At 69.7% G+C, this 18,702-nt stretch carries 18 protein-coding genes and 1 tRNA gene; 9 read left to right on the top strand and 10 right to left on the bottom strand.

From position 1 onward, the window contains the following. Positions 1–135: 135 nt before the first annotated feature. From ACIRC0_RS16710 to ACIRC0_RS16700, 3 genes are all read right to left on the bottom strand, one after another. Entirely contained in the window at positions 136–2,118 is a 1,983-nt protein-coding gene (locus tag ACIRC0_RS16710) for an N-6 DNA methylase (protein ID WP_403616817.1), read from the bottom strand. Between the two features lie 20 nt (positions 2,119–2,138). After that, a complete protein-coding gene (locus tag ACIRC0_RS16705) occupies positions 2,139–2,741 on the bottom strand; it encodes a restriction endonuclease subunit S (protein ID WP_279571457.1) in 603 nt (200 codons plus the stop codon). Between the two features lie 123 nt (positions 2,742–2,864). Beyond that, positions 2,865–3,020, bottom strand: coding sequence for a hypothetical protein (locus ACIRC0_RS16700; protein WP_369151539.1), 156 nt, complete (start codon positions 3,018–3,020; stop codon positions 2,865–2,867). Between the two features lie 550 nt (positions 3,021–3,570). On the opposite strand from ACIRC0_RS16700, the gene ACIRC0_RS16695 reads away from it, so the two are divergent. Beyond that, positions 3,571–3,933, top strand: coding sequence for a hypothetical protein (locus ACIRC0_RS16695; protein ID WP_027734931.1), 363 nt, complete (start codon positions 3,571–3,573; stop codon positions 3,931–3,933). A 351-nt stretch (positions 3,934–4,284) separates the two neighbouring features. On the opposite strand, the gene ACIRC0_RS16690 is transcribed toward ACIRC0_RS16695, so the two are convergent. The 3 genes from ACIRC0_RS16690 to ACIRC0_RS16680 all read right to left on the bottom strand — a co-directional run bounded on the left by ACIRC0_RS16690 (position 4,285) and on the right by ACIRC0_RS16680 (position 6,176). Next, positions 4,285–4,358 (bottom strand) — tRNA-Pro (locus ACIRC0_RS16690). Positions 4,359–4,390: 32 nt separating this feature from the next. Next, positions 4,391–5,167 (bottom strand): Pr6Pr family membrane protein, encoded by a 777-nt coding sequence (locus ACIRC0_RS16685; protein ID WP_403616812.1) that lies wholly within the window; start codon positions 5,165–5,167, stop codon positions 4,391–4,393. Positions 5,168–5,234: 67 nt separating this feature from the next. Beyond that, on the bottom strand, positions 5,235–6,176 hold the full coding sequence (locus ACIRC0_RS16680; RefSeq protein WP_403616809.1) for a metallophosphoesterase: 942 nt from the start codon (positions 6,174–6,176) through the stop codon (positions 5,235–5,237). Positions 6,177–6,332: 156 nt separating this feature from the next. On the opposite strand from ACIRC0_RS16680, the gene ACIRC0_RS16675 reads away from it, so the two are divergent. Then, entirely contained in the window at positions 6,333–6,800 is a 468-nt protein-coding gene (locus ACIRC0_RS16675) for a GatB/YqeY domain-containing protein (RefSeq protein WP_403616806.1), read from the top strand. 77 nt (positions 6,801–6,877) lie between these two features. On the opposite strand, the gene ACIRC0_RS16670 is transcribed toward ACIRC0_RS16675, so the two are convergent. Continuing rightward, positions 6,878–9,187, bottom strand: coding sequence for a transglycosylase domain-containing protein (locus tag ACIRC0_RS16670; RefSeq protein WP_403616803.1), 2,310 nt, complete (start codon positions 9,185–9,187; stop codon positions 6,878–6,880). 409 nt (positions 9,188–9,596) lie between these two features. On the opposite strand from ACIRC0_RS16670, the gene wblA reads away from it, so the two are divergent. Further along, a complete protein-coding gene (wblA, locus tag ACIRC0_RS16665; RefSeq protein WP_403616801.1) occupies positions 9,597–9,935 on the top strand; it encodes a transcriptional regulator WblA in 339 nt (112 codons plus the stop codon). Positions 9,936–10,333: 398 nt separating this feature from the next. On the opposite strand, the gene ACIRC0_RS16660 is transcribed toward wblA, so the two are convergent. Both ACIRC0_RS16660 and ACIRC0_RS16655 read right to left on the bottom strand, forming a co-directional pair. Further along, positions 10,334–11,800 (bottom strand): ArsA family ATPase, encoded by a 1,467-nt coding sequence (locus ACIRC0_RS16660; RefSeq protein WP_403616798.1) that lies wholly within the window; start codon positions 11,798–11,800, stop codon positions 10,334–10,336. Beyond that, complete coding sequence (locus tag ACIRC0_RS16655; RefSeq protein WP_403616795.1) at positions 11,797–12,774, bottom strand: ArsA family ATPase; 978 nt, start codon at positions 12,772–12,774, stop codon at positions 11,797–11,799. The genes ACIRC0_RS16660 and ACIRC0_RS16655 overlap by 4 nt, the downstream gene beginning before the upstream one ends. A 210-nt stretch (positions 12,775–12,984) precedes the next feature. Here ACIRC0_RS16655 and ACIRC0_RS16650 point away from each other — a divergent pair, with 210 nt between their 5' ends. The 4 genes from ACIRC0_RS16650 (at position 12,985) to ACIRC0_RS16635 (ending at position 15,470) form a co-directional block, all read left to right on the top strand. Then, positions 12,985–13,146, top strand: coding sequence for a DUF4177 domain-containing protein (locus ACIRC0_RS16650; RefSeq protein WP_003981536.1), 162 nt, complete (start codon positions 12,985–12,987; stop codon positions 13,144–13,146). Next, on the top strand, positions 13,143–13,610 hold the full coding sequence (locus tag ACIRC0_RS16645; protein ID WP_403616791.1) for a RidA family protein: 468 nt from the start codon (positions 13,143–13,145) through the stop codon (positions 13,608–13,610). The genes ACIRC0_RS16650 and ACIRC0_RS16645 overlap by 4 nt, the downstream gene beginning before the upstream one ends. Before the next feature lie 116 nt (positions 13,611–13,726). Continuing rightward, positions 13,727–14,596 carry an NUDIX hydrolase gene (locus ACIRC0_RS16640; RefSeq protein WP_403616788.1) on the top strand — a complete coding sequence of 290 codons (870 nt, stop codon included), beginning with the start codon at positions 13,727–13,729 and terminating at the stop codon, positions 14,594–14,596. A 43-nt stretch (positions 14,597–14,639) separates the two neighbouring features. After that, entirely contained in the window at positions 14,640–15,470 is an 831-nt protein-coding gene (locus tag ACIRC0_RS16635; protein WP_403616785.1) for an MBL fold metallo-hydrolase, read from the top strand. A 150-nt stretch (positions 15,471–15,620) separates the two neighbouring features. Here the strand turns inward: ACIRC0_RS16635 and ACIRC0_RS16630 are convergent, their stop codons facing one another. Further along, on the bottom strand, positions 15,621–16,295 hold the full coding sequence (locus ACIRC0_RS16630; protein WP_103837943.1) for a Crp/Fnr family transcriptional regulator: 675 nt from the start codon (positions 16,293–16,295) through the stop codon (positions 15,621–15,623). A 275-nt stretch (positions 16,296–16,570) separates the two neighbouring features. On the opposite strand from ACIRC0_RS16630, the gene nth reads away from it, so the two are divergent. After that, on the top strand, positions 16,571–17,746 hold the full coding sequence (gene nth / locus ACIRC0_RS16625) for an endonuclease III (RefSeq protein WP_403616782.1): 1,176 nt from the start codon (positions 16,571–16,573) through the stop codon (positions 17,744–17,746). A gap of 136 nt (positions 17,747–17,882) precedes the next feature. Beyond that, complete coding sequence (locus ACIRC0_RS16620; RefSeq protein WP_403616780.1) at positions 17,883–18,599, top strand: NUDIX hydrolase; 717 nt, start codon at positions 17,883–17,885, stop codon at positions 18,597–18,599. The last annotated feature ends 103 nt before the right edge of the window (positions 18,600–18,702 follow it).

The raw sequence follows: 18,702 nt of genomic DNA, 5'->3' as shown, positions 1-18,702 counted from the left end.
TCCGTCACCCTGCTCGGTCACTCGTACCTGTACTCCAGGATCACGGCGGTTCAGGGTGGCCTACAGCGACCCAGTCACGGCGATCACCTCAGTCTGGCGACGCGGTCGAGAGATTGCGGCGCCAGGGAGGCCGGACTACATGTAACCAAGCTTCTCCAATCGGGCTCCGAGCCTTGCCGCAGCGGCCTCGTTCTGCTTCTCCAGATCCATGAGGGAGGTCTCGTATCGGTCGCCCCATGAGCGGTAGATATCGACCAGTCCCTGTCGTTCCGCGGCAACGAGCTTCTCCACTCGGGAGCGGAGATCCTCACCAAGAACGTCGAGCACTCGTTCGCGCGCCAGGTTCTGGGGGAGATACGAAGACCGCCCGCCGTCGGCCGTGGCCCATCGATCGATCACCCCAGAAAAGCCCCGGAGGTCCAGGCTTCTGAGGTCGTCGTGCCGGTCCGACCACCATGCCGCGAAGGCTCCGGTCAGCTGGTACCGGTCCAGAATCCGCGCCGACAGCAGTTCCTCACAGAAGGAAGCCATAAGCCGGGGACGCAACATCAACAGCCGTGCTGTGCCCGCTAGCTCGGCAATGCGTGATGCCGTTTCCTCCCACCAAGAACGACAGCGGTCGATGAACTCTTCCTCTCGGGCAGCAGCGAGGACCGAGATGCGTGCTGCGGTCGCCTCACAGCCGTCGCTCAGGAAATCGAGATAGCCGGAACCTTTCAACGCGAACAGGTCAGCGAGGTCGATGCCGTGAGCGTGGAACTTCGCCATTTCCACATCAACTTCGCTTCTTGGCACACCACCGAACAGTGCCGCGCGAACGTCCAGCGGTGGCTCGGGGGGCGGAGTGGTGTCCACGTAGCGCCGGATGTTGAGGTTGAAGTCGTTGTCCGCGATCTCCTCGAGCGAGACCGCCCGTGCGAATCCGGGGATGTCCGCCCACTCGCGGAAAGCATTCACGATCTTCTCAATGTTCTGCGGCTCCAGGTGGTTCTGCGACCGCCCCGTGACCAATTCGCGCTCGGCGTTGATGAACAGCACCTGGCCGCGCTGATCCGCTGGTGTTCCGTTCGTGCCCCGCAGAACCAGGATGCAGGCGGGGATGGCCGTGCCGTGGAAGACGTTCGGGCCAATACCGATCACTGCTTCGAGCCGGGCGTCCTCGACGATGCCTCGGCGGATCTCCGCTTCTGCTCCACCCCGGAACAGCACACCATGCGGGGTGACCACTGCTCCGATTCCGTCCGGGCGGAGTGTGGCCAGCACATGCTGGACGTTCATCAGGTCGGCGATCTTAAGCTGCCCTGATGCCCCGCCGTACTTCATCCGCTCCGGGTGCCTCATCTCCTTCTCGGAGTACTTGATCGAGAAGGGAGGATTGGTAAGCACACGATCGAAGCGTCTGACGCGCCCGTCCTCCCCTGAGTGAAGTGGATCGGTCAGTGTGTCGCCGCAGAGCACCGAACTGTCCGTGATGCTGTGCAATAGGAGGTTCAGCCGGGCCGTGGACCACGTTGCGCCGTTCACTTCCTGCCCGAAAAGGGCGAGGCTCGCGCCGTCCCCGCCGTGCTCGTCGACGTACTGCCTGGCCTGGACGAGCATGCCTCCCGAACCGGCGAACGGGTCGTAGACCGACTGCCCCTCCTCCGGTCGGACCAAGCGCACCATCAGCCGGACCACAGAGCGGGGGGTGAAGAACTCCCCACCCCGTTTCCCCGCGCTGTCAGCGAACGCGCTGAGGACAAAGTCATAGGCACGACCGACCTCATCGCCGAACTCCAAGTTGTCGTCGCTCAGCAGAATGTGGTCGAAGTGATCGACCAGTGCCTTCAACTCGGCACGGCCCAGCCATCTGTCGAAGTCGAGAGCCTCGAAGACACCCTTCAATACCTCAGGGTTGCTCCGCTCGAGTTCCCACAGGGCTTCGTTGAGTACGTGACCCAGCGCCTTGCCCTCGTAGCCGATGATGTGCGACCAGCGCGCCCGCTCGGGCACTCGGAGAATACCGGGCTGGTCCGAGGCCCGCTTGAGGACCAGCATTCCGGAGATGACATCACGGTACTGCGAAGCATCCATTCTGCCTCGCAGGATGTCGGCGGCGCCGAAGAAGGCGCTTTCCAACTGCGCGACGGTAAGGGGACTCACCTGTGCCTCGTTCCTTGAATCAGCTCTCCGAAGATGGCCGGCCGTAGTGCCTCAAGGCGGTCGGCCATCAGCCGCTGGATCCTGATCCGGGCGTCGACATCGGCCAGGGCCTCGACGACGGAGCGCTGCCGGTCCAGCGGCGGAACCGTGACCGGCAACTCCTTCAGCATCGTGGAGTTGAGCGACGGGACGGTACCCGGGAGGGACTGTCCCAGCAAGGCCCGTTGCACGGGCGGATAGGACAGATATGACACGAGGTACGCGGGCAGGACGAACTCACGCCGGGGCCTGAGGCGCAGACAGGACGAGCTGTAGAACCATGTGGCGTGTTCTTCCTCGATCAACGCCAGCCGACCGAGCGCCCCTTGCCGCACGACGAGGAGGTCGCCTTCCCGCAGCGCGAACCGGGAGAGCCGCTTGGCCTCACTCCACGGCACCCGGCGCAGCCGCCGGGTATCCACCGTGTGGTGATCGGTGAGATCCGGCGGCGATATCACCGGCACCCCGTCCGGACCGTCTTGCAGGCTTTCCAGCAAGGAACCGGACGGACCGGCCGTCACCTCGCAAATACTCCCGAGGGGGACCTGGCCCCGAGTCATGGACTCCTCCTCTCTGCGCACACTCCTCCGTCTCTCTTCCCGGCACTCACGCTTTGCTGTGCTCCCTACGCGCCAGCGGTGGGGGCGCGGCGTGTATGCGCACCGTGCCCCCACCGCCGACAATCAGGCGACGCGCGTCCAGTGCCGCATGGCAGCCCGCAGCAGCTCCTGCACGGCAGCGGCCAGCAGAGTCGTGACGACCGCGATCAGCGCCGCCGTGCCGTGCCCCACGAGGGAGGCACCGAACACGGCCACGACGATGATCACTACGAGCGGCACCACGGCCGCTCTGGCCCGAGGCGGGAGGGAACGTGCATGATGGACATCGACAGTCCTCACGAGGTTGTCCTTTCTGTCTTCGCACACTGTGCGGGGTCGGTTGAGCCGCACCCCCTGCCGGGCCTGGAAACCATGCAGGGTGGTGCGGCAGTTCACGTGTCACACGCTGTTGCCTGCGGTGCCGGACTAGGAACTGCACGCTTCCCCTGCCCCCACCGCGCACGAAGTCCGAGCCGTGCCCGCCCCTCGATGACTTCAACCGTACATTCGCGGAGCTAGCTTCGCAAGCAACGTCCGGTCCAACTTCCCTTCATTGATTGGCGAGTTGATCCATCCCTGCCTGGTCGGCGCGGAAGGGTCGCTGGGTGGCCGAGTTGACGCCGCCACGTCCGCCGGTACATCCCATACGCGGCCTCGGAGATCGTCGGGTCCAGTTCGAACTGCGCCCACGACTGCTGACCCATCGCTCCCCTGTGCGCGGTGACCGGTGCCGTCAATGCACATGTCCCAGATACTGTGGGGGAGTTGCCGAGAGGGGGTGGGGGTTCGGATGAAGCAGGGCGATGCCGAGTACCTGTCTGCGCTGGACGGGACGATGGAAATCCTTCGGCGCTGGGCACGAGAGGGCCGTACCGACGGCTGGTACAAGTCCCTCAGCGAAGAACTGAAGGCGAAGGGGCACAATGTCCATTACCGCGGCCTGATCATCAGCCTCTTGCTGGGTGACGCCTGCCGCCGAGACAGTCAGGGGCTTGAGCCGATGCTCTCGTCCATCGTGATCCTCAAGGCAACCGGCAGGCCCGCCGGCCAGTTCTTCGAGTTGGCCAAAGGGGCGCCGTTCTACCGGACGGCCGCGGAGTGGACCTGGGAACAGGAGCGCTCTCGCGTCTTCGCGCGCTATCGCGAGCGCTGATCGGTGTCGGCGTCGCTGCCGGAGTACTGCCGACGTGGCCTCGCACGGCAGCCCAAGATCTGACTCTTGCTGCTGATGGTGTGCCGAGATCGCAGGGTCGACGGCATGCGTTTGAGCACATCCCTCCGGACCCACCGGGAGGCGGAGCGACAGAGGAACTGGCGACTGGCCGAGGATGTCGGAGGAGTTCGACGGCCGCAGCAGGTCGATGGGCTCGGCGCAAGGAATCCGGGAGCCGCCGGGGAGTCGGATCCCGAACTTGGCTCCCAAACGGCTCCCAAAACGGCCCCCGGAACCACTCAGGGGCCCGACCCGCTAAGCGGATCAGGCCCCTGACCTGGTACTACGGCGTCGGGGTGGCGGGATTTGAACCCACGACCTCTTCGTCCCGAACGAAGCGCGCTGCCAAGCTGCGCTACACCCCGGTGTCGCTGCTGTCGCGGCGACGACGTTTACTCTAGCCCACTGGTGGCCGGAGACGAAATCCGGTTTTCCGGCGGCGGCGCGACGGGTCGGGGCGGACGTGGTCGGCGAGGATCAGGAGGAGGGCCAGGCCGAAGAAGGCCAGGCCGAGCAGGAGTGCGTTGGCGAGGGCGCTCTTGTAGCCGAGGTGGGCGACGTCCAGGAACGGGTACAGGTAGCGCGCGTCCGCGGTCGGTGGGAGCAGCGCGCCGCGGGCCAGGGTGAAGATCAGGTACGCCAGGGGGTAGAGGAGCCAGCGCGTGGCGTGCTGCAGGCTCAGGGGGGCCGGGCGGGTCAGGAGCAGCCAGTCCAGAAGGGCCGCGATCGGGGTGACCGTGTGCAGCACCTGGCTGGCGAGTGCGGACCAGATCGTGGGCCTGTCCGTCATCGAGAAGGGGCCCGGCTCGTTCACCAGGAGCACGTGGTAGACCAGGCTCGCGATCAGCGCGTAGAACAGGGTGCCGCCGGTGATCAGCGGGGGCAGCGGGTAGCGGGCCGTTCGGGCCCGCCAGGCCGACAGGGCGAAGGTCAGGGCCAGCAGCACGTTGGCCTGGATGGTGAAGTAGCTCAGGACCCGGGCGGGGCTGCCGAGGGTCAGGTCCATGGCCACCGCTGCCGCGGCCGTCAGCGCCACCAGCAGACGGTAGCGGGCCGCTACGGGGCGGCGTACGGGGGCGACCACGGCCGCGGCGGGGACGAAGGACGGTGCCAGGGTCGGCTTGCCCGGCACCGGGGGGAGGTCCGGGATCTCCTTGGGTATCGGCGTGATCATGCCCTCACGCTAAGCGGGTGGGGCAGAAGGGGCGATACGGGATGGTCCGGGCGGGGTATGGCTGGGGTTACGCCTCGGGCGATGCCTCCCTCTCCACCAGCGTCAGCAGCGTCGCCTCCGGCGGGCAGGCGAACCGTACCGGCGTGTAGCGGTTCGTACCGCAGCCCGCTGACACGTGCAGGTACGACGTCCGGCCCTCCGCCGTGTGCCGTGACAGGCCCTTCACCCGGTCCGCGTCCAGGTCGCAGTTGGTGACCAGGGCGCCGTAGAAGGGGATGCACAGCTGGCCGCCGTGGGTGTGGCCGGCCAGGATCAGCGGATAGCCGTCCGCCGTGAACGCATCCAGGCTGCGCAGATACGGCGCGTGGACCACGCCCATCGAGAAGTCCGCCGAGGAGGACGGGCCACCCGCCACGCGCGCGTACCGGTCGCGCTTGATGTGCGGGTCGTCCAGGCCCGTCAGCTCGATCTCCAGGCCCTCGATCTTCAGGGTGCCCCGGGTGTTCGTCAGGTTCAGCCAGCCCGCCGCGTCGAAGCTGTCGCGCAGCTCCTCCCAGGGGTTGTGGATGGCGCCGACCACCGGCGGGTTGCCGTTCAGACCGTGGTGGCCCCTCACCTTCTCCACCAGGTAGCGGGCCGGGTTGCGGAGCCTGGGGCCGTAGTAGTCGTTCGAACCGAAGACGTACGCCCCCGGGAACTCCATCAGCGGGCCGAGTGCGTCCAGCACCTCCGGCACACCCTCGGTGTCGGAGAGGTTGTCCCCGGTGTTGATCACGAAGTCGGGGCGCAGGCCCGCCAGTGAGCGCAGCCAGCGCTGCTTCTTGCGCTGCCCGCTCACCATGTGGATGTCGGAGACCTGCAGGACGCGGAGCGGGTGCGCCCCCGGGGGCAGCACCGGGACCGTCACCCGGCGCAGCCGGAAGGAACGGGCCTCGAACCCGGCCGAGTACAGCAGTCCGGCGGCGGCAACCGCCGTGATTCCCAGGGGTACTCCGTATCGTGCGCGCATACGACACATGGTGTCAGAACCGGCTGCCGCCCCGCGTTCACCTGTGGACGACCCCGACCCGGCGCGGCCTGCGATCGGCACCGACGGTCCCGGTCGCCCACCACGCCCTGGAAATGTACGGGCAGTCGCCTCACCGCACCTGCGACAATCAGAGGCATGACCACGCTCAAGTCGAAGCTGCAGGAAGACCTCAACGCCGCGATCAAGGAGCGCGACGAGCTCCGCTCCTCGACGCTCCGGCTGACGCTCGCCGCGATCACCAAGGAGGAGGTCGCGGGCAAGGAGAAGCGCGAGCTCTCCGACGAGGAGGTCACCAAGGTGATCACCCGTGAGGCGAAGAAGCGGCGGGAGGCCGCCGACGCGTTCGCTCAGGGCGGTCGCGCCGAACAGGCCGAGCGGGAGAAGGCGGAGGGCGAGGTGCTCGCCACGTACCTGCCCAAGCAGCTGTCCGACGACGAGCTGCGGCAGATCGTCGCGCAGGCCGTGGAGGAGGCGAAGGCGGCGGGCGCCGAGGGCCCGCGCGCCATGGGGCAGGTCATGAAGATCGTGAACCCCAAGGTGGCCGGCCAGGCGGAGGGCGGCCGCGTCGCCGCCGTGGTCAAGCAGCTTCTCGCGAGCGGCTGATCCGGCCGCCTGCTCGCAGGCACATACGTCGACGGGGGCGCCCCTCACCCAGAGGCGCCCCCGCTGTCATGAAGGGGCTACCCCCTTCGCCCGCCGGGGCCGTTCCCGTTGCCGCCGTTGCCGTTGCCCTGGAAGAGGCCGTCGGGGAAGGAGAAGGTGGGCGTGGGGATCTGGCCGCCCGTGGTTCCGCCGGTGTCGGTCGCCCCTCCGGTGGGCAGGCCGCCGATCAGTCCCCCGATCGTCTGCCCGCCGTTGCCGTTGCCGTTTCCGTGGCCGTTTCCGTTCCCGTTGTTGTCGCCGTTGCCCTTGTCGCGACCGTGGTCGTCCGGGATGTCGACGAGGTTGAAGTCCGGGGCCGGCTTGCCCGCCAGCGCACCCGTCATCATGTCGCGCCAGATCGGGCCCGGGACCTGGCCACCGAAGACCTTGTCATAGCTGACGCCGCCGATGGTGATGTGGGTCATCTGCCGCTTGTGCGCCGGGTCGCCGACCCAGACCGCGCCCGCCATGTTCGGCGTGTAGCCGACGAACCAGGCGGCGTACCGGAAGTCCGTCGTACCGGTCTTGCCGGCGCTGGGACGGCTGCCGAGTCCGGCCTCCGTACCGGTACCGTCCTCGACGACGCCCTTCAGGAGCGTGTTGACCGTGTCCGCGGTGGTCTCCGACATCGCGCGCGAGCACGTCGACTTCGGGACCGGCAGGGACTTCTTCTCGTTGCCGACGGTCTGCGTGATCGACTCGATCGCGACCGGTGTGCAGTAGGTGCCGCGGTCGGCGAAGGTCGCGTACGCGCTCGCCATGGTCAGCGGCGACACCTCCTGGGTGCCGAGCGCGATCGACGGGGCCTGGGCGATGGGCGCGCCGTCAGCGCGGTGGAAGCCCATCTTCTTGGCCGTGTCTATGACCGGGCAGATGCCGATGTCGCTGATCAGCTGCACGTAGTAGGTGTTGACCGACTTGGCGGTCGCCTCCTTCATGCGGTACGGGCCGTGCTCCGTCTCGTTCTCGTTGGTGAGCTTGGTGCCGTCCGTGTTCTTCCACTGCTTGCCGTCGCAGGCGGAGACCGGGCTCGGGTACTCCATCTCGTACGGCGACGAGTACTCCTGGGTCGCCGGCTTGCCGCCCTCGATGGCGGCCGCGGCCACGATCGGCTTGAAGGTCGAACCACCCTGGTAGCCGGCGCCGCCGCCCATGTCCTTGTCCACGGACAGGTTGATCTGGGTCTCGTCCTTGCCGAAGCCGTACGGACGCGACTGGCCCATCGCGAGGATCTTGCCGGTGCCCGGCTCGACGATGGTCGCGGCCGTGGCCACCTCGTCGCTCTTGTTGACGTGGTCCTTGATGGACTTCTGCACCGAGTCCTGCGCCTGCGGGTCGAGCGTGGTGCGGATCGTCAGTCCGCCCTGGTTCCAGATCTTCGCCCGCTCCGCCTGGGTCTTGCCGAAGATCGGGTCGTTCAGGAACGCCTCGCGGACGTAGTCGCAGAAGAAGCCCGCGCCCTTGACGGCCGTGATGCAGCCGTTCTTCGGCTGGCTCACGTGCAGGCCGAGGCCGGTCGCCTTGGCCTTGTCGGCGTCCGCCTGCGAGATGTCGTGCAGGTCGGCCATGCGCTGCAGCACCACGTTGCGCCGCTGCTTGGCCTCCGCCGCGTCGTTCACGGGGTCGTAGCGCGTCGGCGACTGGACGAGGCCCGCGAGGAGCGCTGACTCCTGGAGGTTCAGGTCCTTGGCGTGCTTGGAGAAGTAGCGCTCGGAGGCGGCCTCGACGCCGTAGGCCTGCTGGCCGAAGAACGTGATGTTCAGGTAGTTCTCGAGGATCTTCTTCTTGCCGAGCTTTTCCTCGATCTGGATCGCGTACTTGAGCTCGCGGATCTTGCGGCCGAGGGTCTGCTGGGTGGCCTGGGCGACCTTGGTCGGGTCGTTGCCGGCCTCCTCGATGAAGTAGTTCTTCACCAGCTGCTGGGTGAGCGTGGAGGCGCCCTGGGCCACTCCGCCGCTCTGCGCGTTCTTGTTCAGCGCGCGCAGGACGCCCTTCAGGTCGATCGCGCCGTGCTCGTAGAACCGCGAGTCCTCGATGGCGACGATCGCCTTCTGCACGTACGGCGAGATGTTCTTGAGGTCCACCACCGTGCGGTCGCGCGAGTAGACCGTGGCGATCTGGCCGCCCTGGCTGTCCAGGATGGTCGTGCGCTGGCTGAGCTGGGGGCTCTTCAGATTGGCCGGGATGTCGTCGAATCCCTGGACCGACCCCTTGGCCACAAGTCCGAGCGCACCCGCGGCGGGCAGCGCGATGCCGGCCATCACAGCCCCCGCGAGCACACTCACTCCGAGGAACTTGGCGGCCTGCTGCACGGGGGACTGCCCCCCGCCCGAGCGCTTTTTTGGCATGAGGGCAGCCTACGTTCTCATTCGCCGGACACGCGTACAGGCCTTGGCCTAAGCTGCTCCCAACTGTCACAGCAGTAGGGCCACGTATCAAGTACGTCCGGCGACCCCGAATCGTTCCGGTGTTCCTCGAACTTTTTTGGCAGATGCGTGCCCGGATTCGCCTTGTGTGTCACCAGGCGTCCGTTGTGGCACCCCCGAACTGCCCTGGTCTGTCCGGAAAGTCGCGTTCGTTACCAGCTCACTCCCACGGGTGATCTGCCGTTTACCCATAGTCCGTTCGGACCATTCAAGATTGGGCCCGAAGGGGGTGTTGCGCTGTCCCCTCCTTCCGTAACGTCCTCAACTGGCGGCGGTGAATATGCCGCTGCCGCCGTGGGGGAGCCTCGATTCGGGAGAGGACGGCGCCGGTATGGGCTGGGTAACCGACTGGAGTGCGCAGGCGGCCTGCCGCACTACCGATCCGGATGAACTGTTCGTTCAGGGAGCAGCGCAGAACAGGGCCAAGGCGGTGTGCACCGGGTGTCCGGTACGCACGGAATGCCTGGCGGACGCGCTGGACAACCGCGTCGAGTTCGGCGTGTGGGGTGGCATGACGGAGCGGGAGCGCCGCGCACTGCTGCGCAGGCGGCCGACCGTCACCTCCTGGCGTCGCCTGCTGGAGACCGCGCGTACGGAGTACGAGCGCGGGGCGGGCCTGCTGCCCCTCGGTGAGGAAGAGGTGTACGAGAACTACGCGGCGGTGAGCTGAGGGCGGCCACCGTCCGAGGCGGGCGCCCGCCGCCGGCGGGCAACGGACACCTCATGGTGCCCTAGGCGTGCCTTCCACTCCGACCTGGGTCTCTTCGCGGGTGTCCTTCAACGGGCCTCTTCGAGGGCCCTCTTCAAGGACGGTACCGCCAGGGGCGGGTGTGTCATGGCCTGCGGGGCCGCGCGTCTGTGCCACGGGCGGCGCGGCACGACCGGGCGGGCGCGCCGACACGGGCGGCGCGCAGGCGTCAGCAGCCCTGCCTGCCGGGCCCTGCGAGGCTGACTGCCGCGCCCTGGGGCTCGTGCATGGCCGTACACCTGCCTCAACCCTCCGAGCGCCCGGGCCTCCGGCGGTCGTATACCGGTCTCGGCTGCGTCCCGGCGACCGCGTCGGGCTCCTCACGCGTATGCCTCGCGCTCCTCGGGCCGATCGGGCTGGTTGGCCGCGAGGCGGTCACCGATGTCCCGTAGCCCCGCGAGGTCGTGGACGTCGCCGGGCAGTGCGGCCACTTCCGCCACGGCCACCTCGGGGTGGAGCGCGGTGAAACGGTCACGCGTGCGCTGTTCGCGGGAGAGCAACTGCATACGCTCGGCATGCAGTCGCAACAGGCCCATGGTGAGGTGCTCGACGCTCCGGTCCTGGTCCGTGGCGGTGGGGGAGTCCGCGCCGGGGCCAGATGCTCCGGATGAGGGGGATTCTGAACTGCCGTACGTGTCGGGAGCGTTACGAAGTCCAGCTTTCCCGCCCCGCTGATCCACAATGCCGGACTCGTCAAGATTTTCCGCGGCGGCGAGCGCCCGCTCGGCCGACAACTGGGCGGCGTCGCTGCCGTGGACCCGGTTGAGCACCAGGCCGGCCAGCGGCATGTCCTCGGCGGCCAGGCGCTCCACGAAGTACGCGGCCTCCCGCAGCGCGTCCCGCTCCGGGGCCGCCACCACCAGGAACGCCGTACCGGGCGCCTGCAGCAGCTTGTAGGTGGCGTCCGCGCGCGTGCGGAACCCGCCGAACATGGTGTCCATGGCGGCCACGAACGTCTGGACGTCCTTCAGGAGCTGACCGCCGAGCAGCTTCCCCAGGGCGCCCGTCATCATCGACATGCCGACGTTCAGGAACTTCATCCCCGCGCGGCCGCCCATCTTCGCCGGGGCCATCAGCACCCGGATCAGCCTGCCGTCCAGGAAGGACCCGAGCCTCTTGGGGGCGTCCAGGAAGTCCAGCGCCGAGCGCGAGGGCGGTGTGTCGACGACGATGAGGTCCCACTCGTCGCGCGCCCGCAGCTGCCCCAGCTTCTCCATCGCCATGTACTCCTGCGTGCCCGCGAAGCCCGCCGAGAGCGACTGGTAGAAGGGGTTGCCCAGGATGGCGGCCGCCCGCTCCGGATCCGCGTGCCCCTCGACGATCTCGTCGAAGGTGCGCTTCATGTCGAGCATCATGGCGTGCAGTTCGCCGCCCGCGGCGTCGTCGATGCCCTTCACCCGCCGCGGGGTGTTGTCGAGCGCGTCGATGCCCATGGACTGGGCGAGCCGGCGGGCCGGGTCGATGGTGAGCACCACCACCTTGCGGCCGCGCTCGGCGGCGCGCAGCCCGAGGGCCGCCGCCGTGGTCGTCTTGCCGACTCCGCCGGAGCCGCAGCACACGACGATGCGGGTCTTCGGATCGTCGAGGAGCGGGTCGATCTCCAGGACGGGCACCGGGTTCAACGCGCGCGTGGAGCCCGTGTCGTGGGCGTACGGCGCATCGTGGGCCGGATCGGCCGCCTCGGCGTGGCGGTGGGCCGTGCCGTCGTGGGTGTCGTCGTGCGTGGATGCCGTGTCGGCCTGTGTGGGGGCCTGGTCGTCGTGCGTGGGGGCCGGGTCCGAGTTCATGAGATCCCTTGCTGACGCAGTTCCGTGGCCAGTTCGTACAGGCCCGCCAGGTCCATTCCCTCGGCGAGCAGCGGCAGTTCGTGCAGGGGCAGGCCCAGCCGTGTGAGAACGGCCCGCTGCTCGCGCTCCAGGCCGAACCGCTCCGCGTACTCGTCGGCCTGCTTCAGCAGCGGGTCCACCAGCCGCTCCGCGAGTCCGCCGCGCCGCGCGCCGCCGAGCCCGGCGCCCGAGAGGGACTGGGCGATGGCCGTCCGCGGTGCCGCGTGCGCGAGGTCGAGGTCCGCCTGGTCCAGGACCGTCGGCCGCACCATGTTGACGATGATCCGGCCCACCGGGAGCTTCGCCGCGCGCAGTTCGGCGATCCCGTCGGCGGTCTCCTGGACGGGCATCTCCTCCAGGAGCGTCACCAGGTGCACGGCCGTCTCGGGCGACTTCAGCACCCGCATCACGGCCTGGGCCTGGTTGTGTATCGGGCCGATCTTGGCGAGGCCGGCCACCTCGTCGTTCACGTTCAAAAAGCGGGTGATGCGGCCGGTGGGAGGTGCGTCCATCACCACGTAGTCGTACGCGAACCGGCCGCTCCTGTCCTTCCTGCGGACGGCCTCGCACGCCTTGCCGGTCAGGAGCACGTCCCTGAGGCCGGGCGCGATGGTGGTGGCGAAGTCGATGGCGCCGAGCTTCTTCAGGGCCCGTCCCGCGCCGCCCAGTTTGTAGAACATCTGGAGGTAGTCCAGCAGGGCCAGCTCGGGGTCGATGGCGAGCGCGTACACCTCGCCGCCGCCCGGGGCGACCGCGATCTTCCGCTCCTCGTACGGAAGCGCCTCCGTCTCGAAGAGTTGGGCGATGCCCTGTCTGCCCTCGACCTCGACCAGAAGGGTGCGTTTGCCCTCCGTCGCGAGGGCGAGCGCGAGTGCCGCGGCGACCGTGGTCTTTCCGGTCCCGCCCTTACCGCTGACGACCTGGAGCCTGCTCACGTCCTCGAGCCTAACCAGTTCGCGCGCGGGCTACGCGGGAGGCTGTGGACAACCGTGGTCCCGGTCGGCCTCCCGCCCGGTCGCCCGCGCCGTCCCGGCCAGGCCCGCGCGGCGGCCGCGGCGGCCGTTCCGTCCGGCTTTCCGCCAGGTCGTGGGCACGATGGTGACCGACCGAGTGTCCCTTGGGCCACAGCGGCTACAGTCGGCCCCATGACCAAGTGGGAATACGTCACCGTGCCGCTGCTCGTCCACGCCACGAAGCAGATCCTGGACACCTGGGGCGAGGACGGCTGGGAGCTCGTCCAGGTCGTGCCCGGGCCGAACAACCCCGAGCAGCTGGTGGCCTACCTGAAGCGGGAGAAGCAGGCGTGAGCGCGGTCGAGTCCCGGATCGCCGAGCTGGGCCTGACCCTGCCGGAGGTCGTGCCGCCGCTCGCCGCCTACCAGCCCGCCGTGCGGTCGGGGCCGTACGTGTACACCTCCGGGCAGCTCCCGATGGTGGACGGCAAGCTGCCGGTGACCGGCAAGGTGGGCGCCGAGGTCACCGCCGAAGAAGCCAAGGAGCTGGCCCGTACGTGCGCGCTGAACGCGCTCGCGGCGGTCAAGTCCGTGACGGGCGACCTGGACCGCATCGCGCGCGTGGTGAAGGTCGTCGGCTTCGTGGCGTCGGCCTCCGACTTCACGGGCCAGCCCGGTGTCGTCAACGGCGCCAGTGAACTGCTCGGCGAGGTCCTCGGCGACAAGGGGGTGCACGCCCGCAGCGCGGTCGGCGTGGCGGTGCTGCCGCTGGACGCGCCGGTCGAGGTGGAGATCCAGGTGGAGCTGACGCAGGAGTGATCGACCCTCGCCGGCCACGCGAGGGCGATGACGTCCTGCAGAGGGCGAGGACGATGTCCCTCGGGGGGCGATCGTCGCCTCTCGAACATCCGCTCACTACGGGATAGCCTCCGCCCATGGCGAATGGGCAGTGGTTTCCCCCGGAGTGGCCAGAGCGGATCCGCGCGCTCGCGGAGGGCACGCTCACCCCGGTCACCCCGAAGCGCGCGGCCACCGTCATGCTCCTGCGGGACGACGGCGGCGCACCCGCCGTCCACATGCTGCGCAGACGCGCCTCCATGGCCTTCGCCGGAGGCGCGTACGCCTACCCGGGCGGCGGTGTCGACCCGCGTGACCACGACCTGAGGATCGGCTGGGCGGGCCCCACGCGCGCGTGGTGGGCTCAGCGCCTCGGCGTCGACGAGACGTCCGCCCAGGCCATCGTCTGCGCCGCCGTACGGGAGACGTACGAGGAGGCGGGCGTACTGCTCGCCGGCCCGGCCCCGGACACGGTCGTCGGCGACACCACCGGCGCGGACTGGGAGGCGGATCGCGCGGCCCTGGTCGCCCGCGACCTGTCGTTCGCGGAGTTCCTCGAGCGCCGGGGGCTGGTCCTGCGCTCCGACCTGCTCGGCGCGTGGACTCGCTGGATCACCCCGGAGTTCGAGCCCCGCCGCTACGACACCTGGTTCTTCGTGGCCGCGCTCCCCGAGGGGCAGCGCACCCGCAACGCCTCCACGGAGGCCGACAGCACGGTGTGGATCCGCCCGGCCGAGGCCGCGGCCGCGTACGACAGGGGCGAACTGCTGATGATGCCGCCCACCATCGCGACCCTGCGCCAGCTGATCGGCTGCGCGACCGCCGCCGAGGCGCTGAAGGCCGCGCCGGGCCGCGACCTGACCCCCGTCCTGGCCACGGCCCGCCTGGAGGACGGCCGGATCGTGCTGTCCTGGCCCGGCCACGACGAGTTCACCAAGCACATCCCGACGGGCCAGGCGCCCGTATGACCCACGCGACCCACGCGACCCACGCGACGGAAGGTGCCCTGGCATGACGGACGCCGCAGCCCTCCCCGGCCGGCCGCGCGGCGCGGTCCTCTCCGGTCCGGCCACCACGCGCGCGGTGAACGTCCTCGCGCCCAACGCGTCGGCGATGACCCTGGACGGCACCAACACCTGGATCGTCTCCGAACCCGGCTCCGAGCAGGCGGTGGTGATCGACCCCGGACCGCTCGACGAGGGGCACCTGCGCACCGTGATCGACACGGTCGAGAAGTCCGGGAAGCGGGTCGTGCTCACCCTGCTCACCCACGGCCACCCCGACCACGCGGAGGGCGCCGCCCGGTTCGCCGAGCTGACGGGCACGAAGGTACGCGCACTGGACCCCGCGCTGCGCCTGGGCGACGAGGGACTGGGCCACGGGGACGTGATCACGGTCGGCGGCCTGGAACTGAGGGTCGTGCCGACGCCGGGCCACACCTCCGACTCCCTGTGCTTCCACCTCCCGGCCGACCGGGCCGTGCTGACGGGTGACACCGTCCTGGGCCGCGGTACGACGGTGGTGGCGCACCCCGACGGCCGCCTGGGGGACTATCTCGACTCCCTGCGCCGCCTGAGGTCGCTCACGGTCGACGACGGCGTCCACACGGTGCTCCCGGGCCACGGGCCCGTCCTGGAGGACGCCCAGGGCGCCGTGGAGTACTACCTCGCCCACCGCGCCCACCGCCTGGCTCAGGTCGAGACGGCGGTCGAGAACGGCCACCGCACCCCGAGCGAGGTCGTCGCCCATGTGTACGCGGACGTGGACCGCTCCCTGTGGCCGGCGGCGGAGCTGTCGGTGCGGGCACAGCTGGACTACCTGAGGGAGCACGGCCTGATCTGAGCCCTGGGTGCGGGGTTCTGACGCCGTGCACGCGCGCGTACTCCGCCGTTCAGGCCTGAGCGGGTCTCTGGGGCGGCAGCCCCGGTGGACGACAACGGGCCCCGCCTCACCGAGAGACGGGACCCGGAGCCGTACGGCCGAGGCCGAGCGTCAGCGCGACCGCTTCGCCAGCCGCTCCACGTCCAGCAGGATCACGGCCCGCGCCTCCAGGCGGAGCCACCCGCGCTGGGCGAAGTCCGCCAGCGCCTTGTTCACGGTTTCGCGGGACGCGCCGACCAGCTGGGCCAGTTCCTCCTGCGTGAGGTCGTGCACGACGTGGATGCCCTCCTCGGACTGCACGCCGAAGCGCCGCGAGAGGTCCAGCAGGGCGCGGGCCACACGGCCCGGCACGTCCGAGAAGACCAGGTCGGACATCTGGTCGTTGGTCTTGCGCAGCCGCCGGGCGACGGCGCGCAGCAGTGCCGCGGCCACTTCGGGCCGGGCGTTCAGCCACGGCTGGAGGTCGCCGTGGCCCAGGCCCAGCAGCTTGACCTCGGTCAGCGCGGTGGCCGTCGCCGTACGCGGGCCCGGGTCGAACAGCGACAGCTCGCCGATCAGCTCACCGGGGCCGAGGACCGCCAGCATGTTCTCGCGGCCATCGGGGGACGTGCGGTGGAGCTTGACCTTGCCTTCCATGACCACGTAAAGGCGGTCACCGGGGTCGCCCTCGTGGAACAGCGAGTCGCCGCGGGCGAGGGTCACCTCACTCATGGAGGCGCGGAGCTCCGCGGCCTGCTCGTCATCGAGCGCCGCGAAGAGCGGGGCGCGCCGCAGAACGTCGTCCACGAGTTCTCTCCTTGTCGACCTGCTCAGGGGATCTTGTTCCCCCGGATACCAGGGGACCGTGTTCCCCATTTTGCCGGACGGTCCAAACAGTGTGATCTGTCACAAGGATGCCGCACCGATGGGCCGGGGTACGCGGCAGGGGTCCAATTGGATGCTGATCTTCCGGGTGCGGGGCGGATGTCGGTGCCGGGCCTTAGGCTGGCCGGGTGTCCAAATCGCCGGTGAGAGCACAGGCCAAGGGGGCTGGACGGGTGGTTGCACGTCGCGATTCCGCTATGGGCGAACAGGGCCCTGGCGGCGGAAGGAAAACGGCAAAGACGGCGAAGACGGCGCCCGAGGAGGCGCCGGAGCAGCGCCCTGCCGCGAGGACGGCCACCAGGAAGACCACGGCCGCCACCAAGAAGGCCGCTGCGGCGAAGAAGGCTGCTCCCGCCAAGAAGGCCGCCCCGAAGAAGAACGCTGCCCCCGCCGAGAAGGCCGCCCCGGCGAAGAAGGCGGCCCCCGCCGCGAAGACCGCCCCGGCGAAGCGGACGGCCGCCGCGAAAAAGGCCGCCGCGCAGAAGGCGCCGGCCAAGAGGGCCCCCAGGAAACCGGCCCACGCCGAGGCCGTCGCCGCCGACGGCACCGTCGCCCTCAAGAACGTCCCCGCGAAGACCGTCGCCGCCAAGCCGCCCACGAGCGAGTCGCGCACCGCCCTCGTCCGCCGTGCCCGCCGTATCAACCGCGAGCTCGCCGAGGTGTACCCGTACGCCCACCCGGAGCTCGACTTCGAGAACCCCTTCCAGCTCATCGTCGCGACGGTCCTGTCCGCGCAGACCACCGACCTCCGGGTGAACCAGACGACCCCGGGGCTCTTCGCCAAGTACCCGACCCCGGAGGACCTCGCGGCGGCCAATCCGGAGGAGGTCGAGGGGATCCTGCGCCCGACCGGGTTCTTCCGGGCCAAGACCAAGTCGGTGATAGGGCTCTCCAAGGCCCTGGTGGAGCAGTTCGGCGGCGAGGTCCCCGACCGCCTCGAAGACCTCGTCAAACTGCCCGGTGTCGGCCGCAAGACCGCCTTCGTGGTGCTGGGCAACGCCTTCGGCCGCCCCGGCATCACCGTCGACACGCACTGCCAGCGGCTGGTGCGGCGCTGGCAGTGGACCGACGAGACCGACCCCGACAAGATCGAGGCGGCCGTCGGCGCGCTCTTCCCGAAGAGCGACTGGACCGACCTGTCCCACCACGTGATCTGGCACGGCCGCCGTATCTGCCACGCCCGCAAGCCGGCCTGCGGCGCCTGCCCGATCGCCCCGCTCTGCCCGGCCTACGGCGAGGGCGAGACCGACCCGGAGAAGGCGAGGAAGCTGCTCAAGTACGAGAAGGGCGGCTTCCCCGGCCAGCGGCTCAAGCCCCCGCAGGCGTATCTGGACGCGGGCGGAAAGCCGGCCCCGCCGCAGGGTGCCGGATGACGGCCGTGCGCGGTGCGGCACGCCACCCGGGGCAGGGACGTGTCGCGGCGGGCCGCGGGGCGCGACACCCACACGAGGGATGCGCGGAACGATCCGTGGTACCGCGGGCGTTGGGATCGGCAGAACGGGGGTGGCGATGACGCACGTGAGCAACACGGGCCACAGGCACGACACCACGGACGGCGGGCGGCTGCGGCTGAGCACGGAGGGCCTGCCGGACTGGCTCGACCCGGTCGTACGGGCCGCACGGACCGTCGAGCCGCTCCAACTCAGCCGTTTCCTGCCGCCGGAGAACGGCGCGGGGCGCCAGTCGGCCGTGCTGATCCTGTTCGGTGAGGGCGAGCGCGGCCCCGAGCTGCTGCTGATGGAGCGCGCCGGGTCGCTGCGCTCGCACGCCGGGCAGCCCTCGTTCCCCGGTGGCGCCCTCGACCCCGAGGACGGCGACCCGAAGGGTGAGGGACCGCTGCGGGCGGCCCTGCGGGAGGCCGAGGAGGAGACCGGGCTCGACCCGGCCGGCGTGCAGCTCTTCGGCGTCCTCCCCAAGCTCTACATCCCGGTCAGCGGCTTCGTCGTGACACCGGTCCTCGGCTGGTGGCGGGAGCCGAGCCCGGTGGGCGTCGTCGATCCGAACGAGACGGCGCGGGTGTTCACCGTGCCCGTGGCGGATCTCACGGATCCGGCCAACAGGGCCACCACGGTCCATCCCAGCGGCCACCGAGGCCCGGCATTCCTGGTCGAATCGGCCCTCGTCTGGGGCTTCACGGCCGGCGTCATCGACCGCCTGCTGCACTACGCCGGCTGGGAGCGCCCCTGGGACCGCGACAAGCAGGTCCCGCTCGACTGGCGCGCATGACAAGGTGACCCCCGTGCTGTCGTGGTGTTTTCCCGGGGAGCGGCGTGCCGCCGTGCCGCCGTGCGCTGAGCCGTGTCCCCGGCCGGACGACGGCGACCGGAAC

The sequence above is a fragment of the Streptomyces sp. NPDC093984 genome (assembly GCF_044764595.1).
Classification (GTDB): Bacteria; Actinomycetota; Actinomycetes; order Streptomycetales; family Streptomycetaceae; genus Streptomyces; species Streptomyces cynarae.
This window is presented reverse-complemented; position numbering and strand designations above follow the sequence as displayed.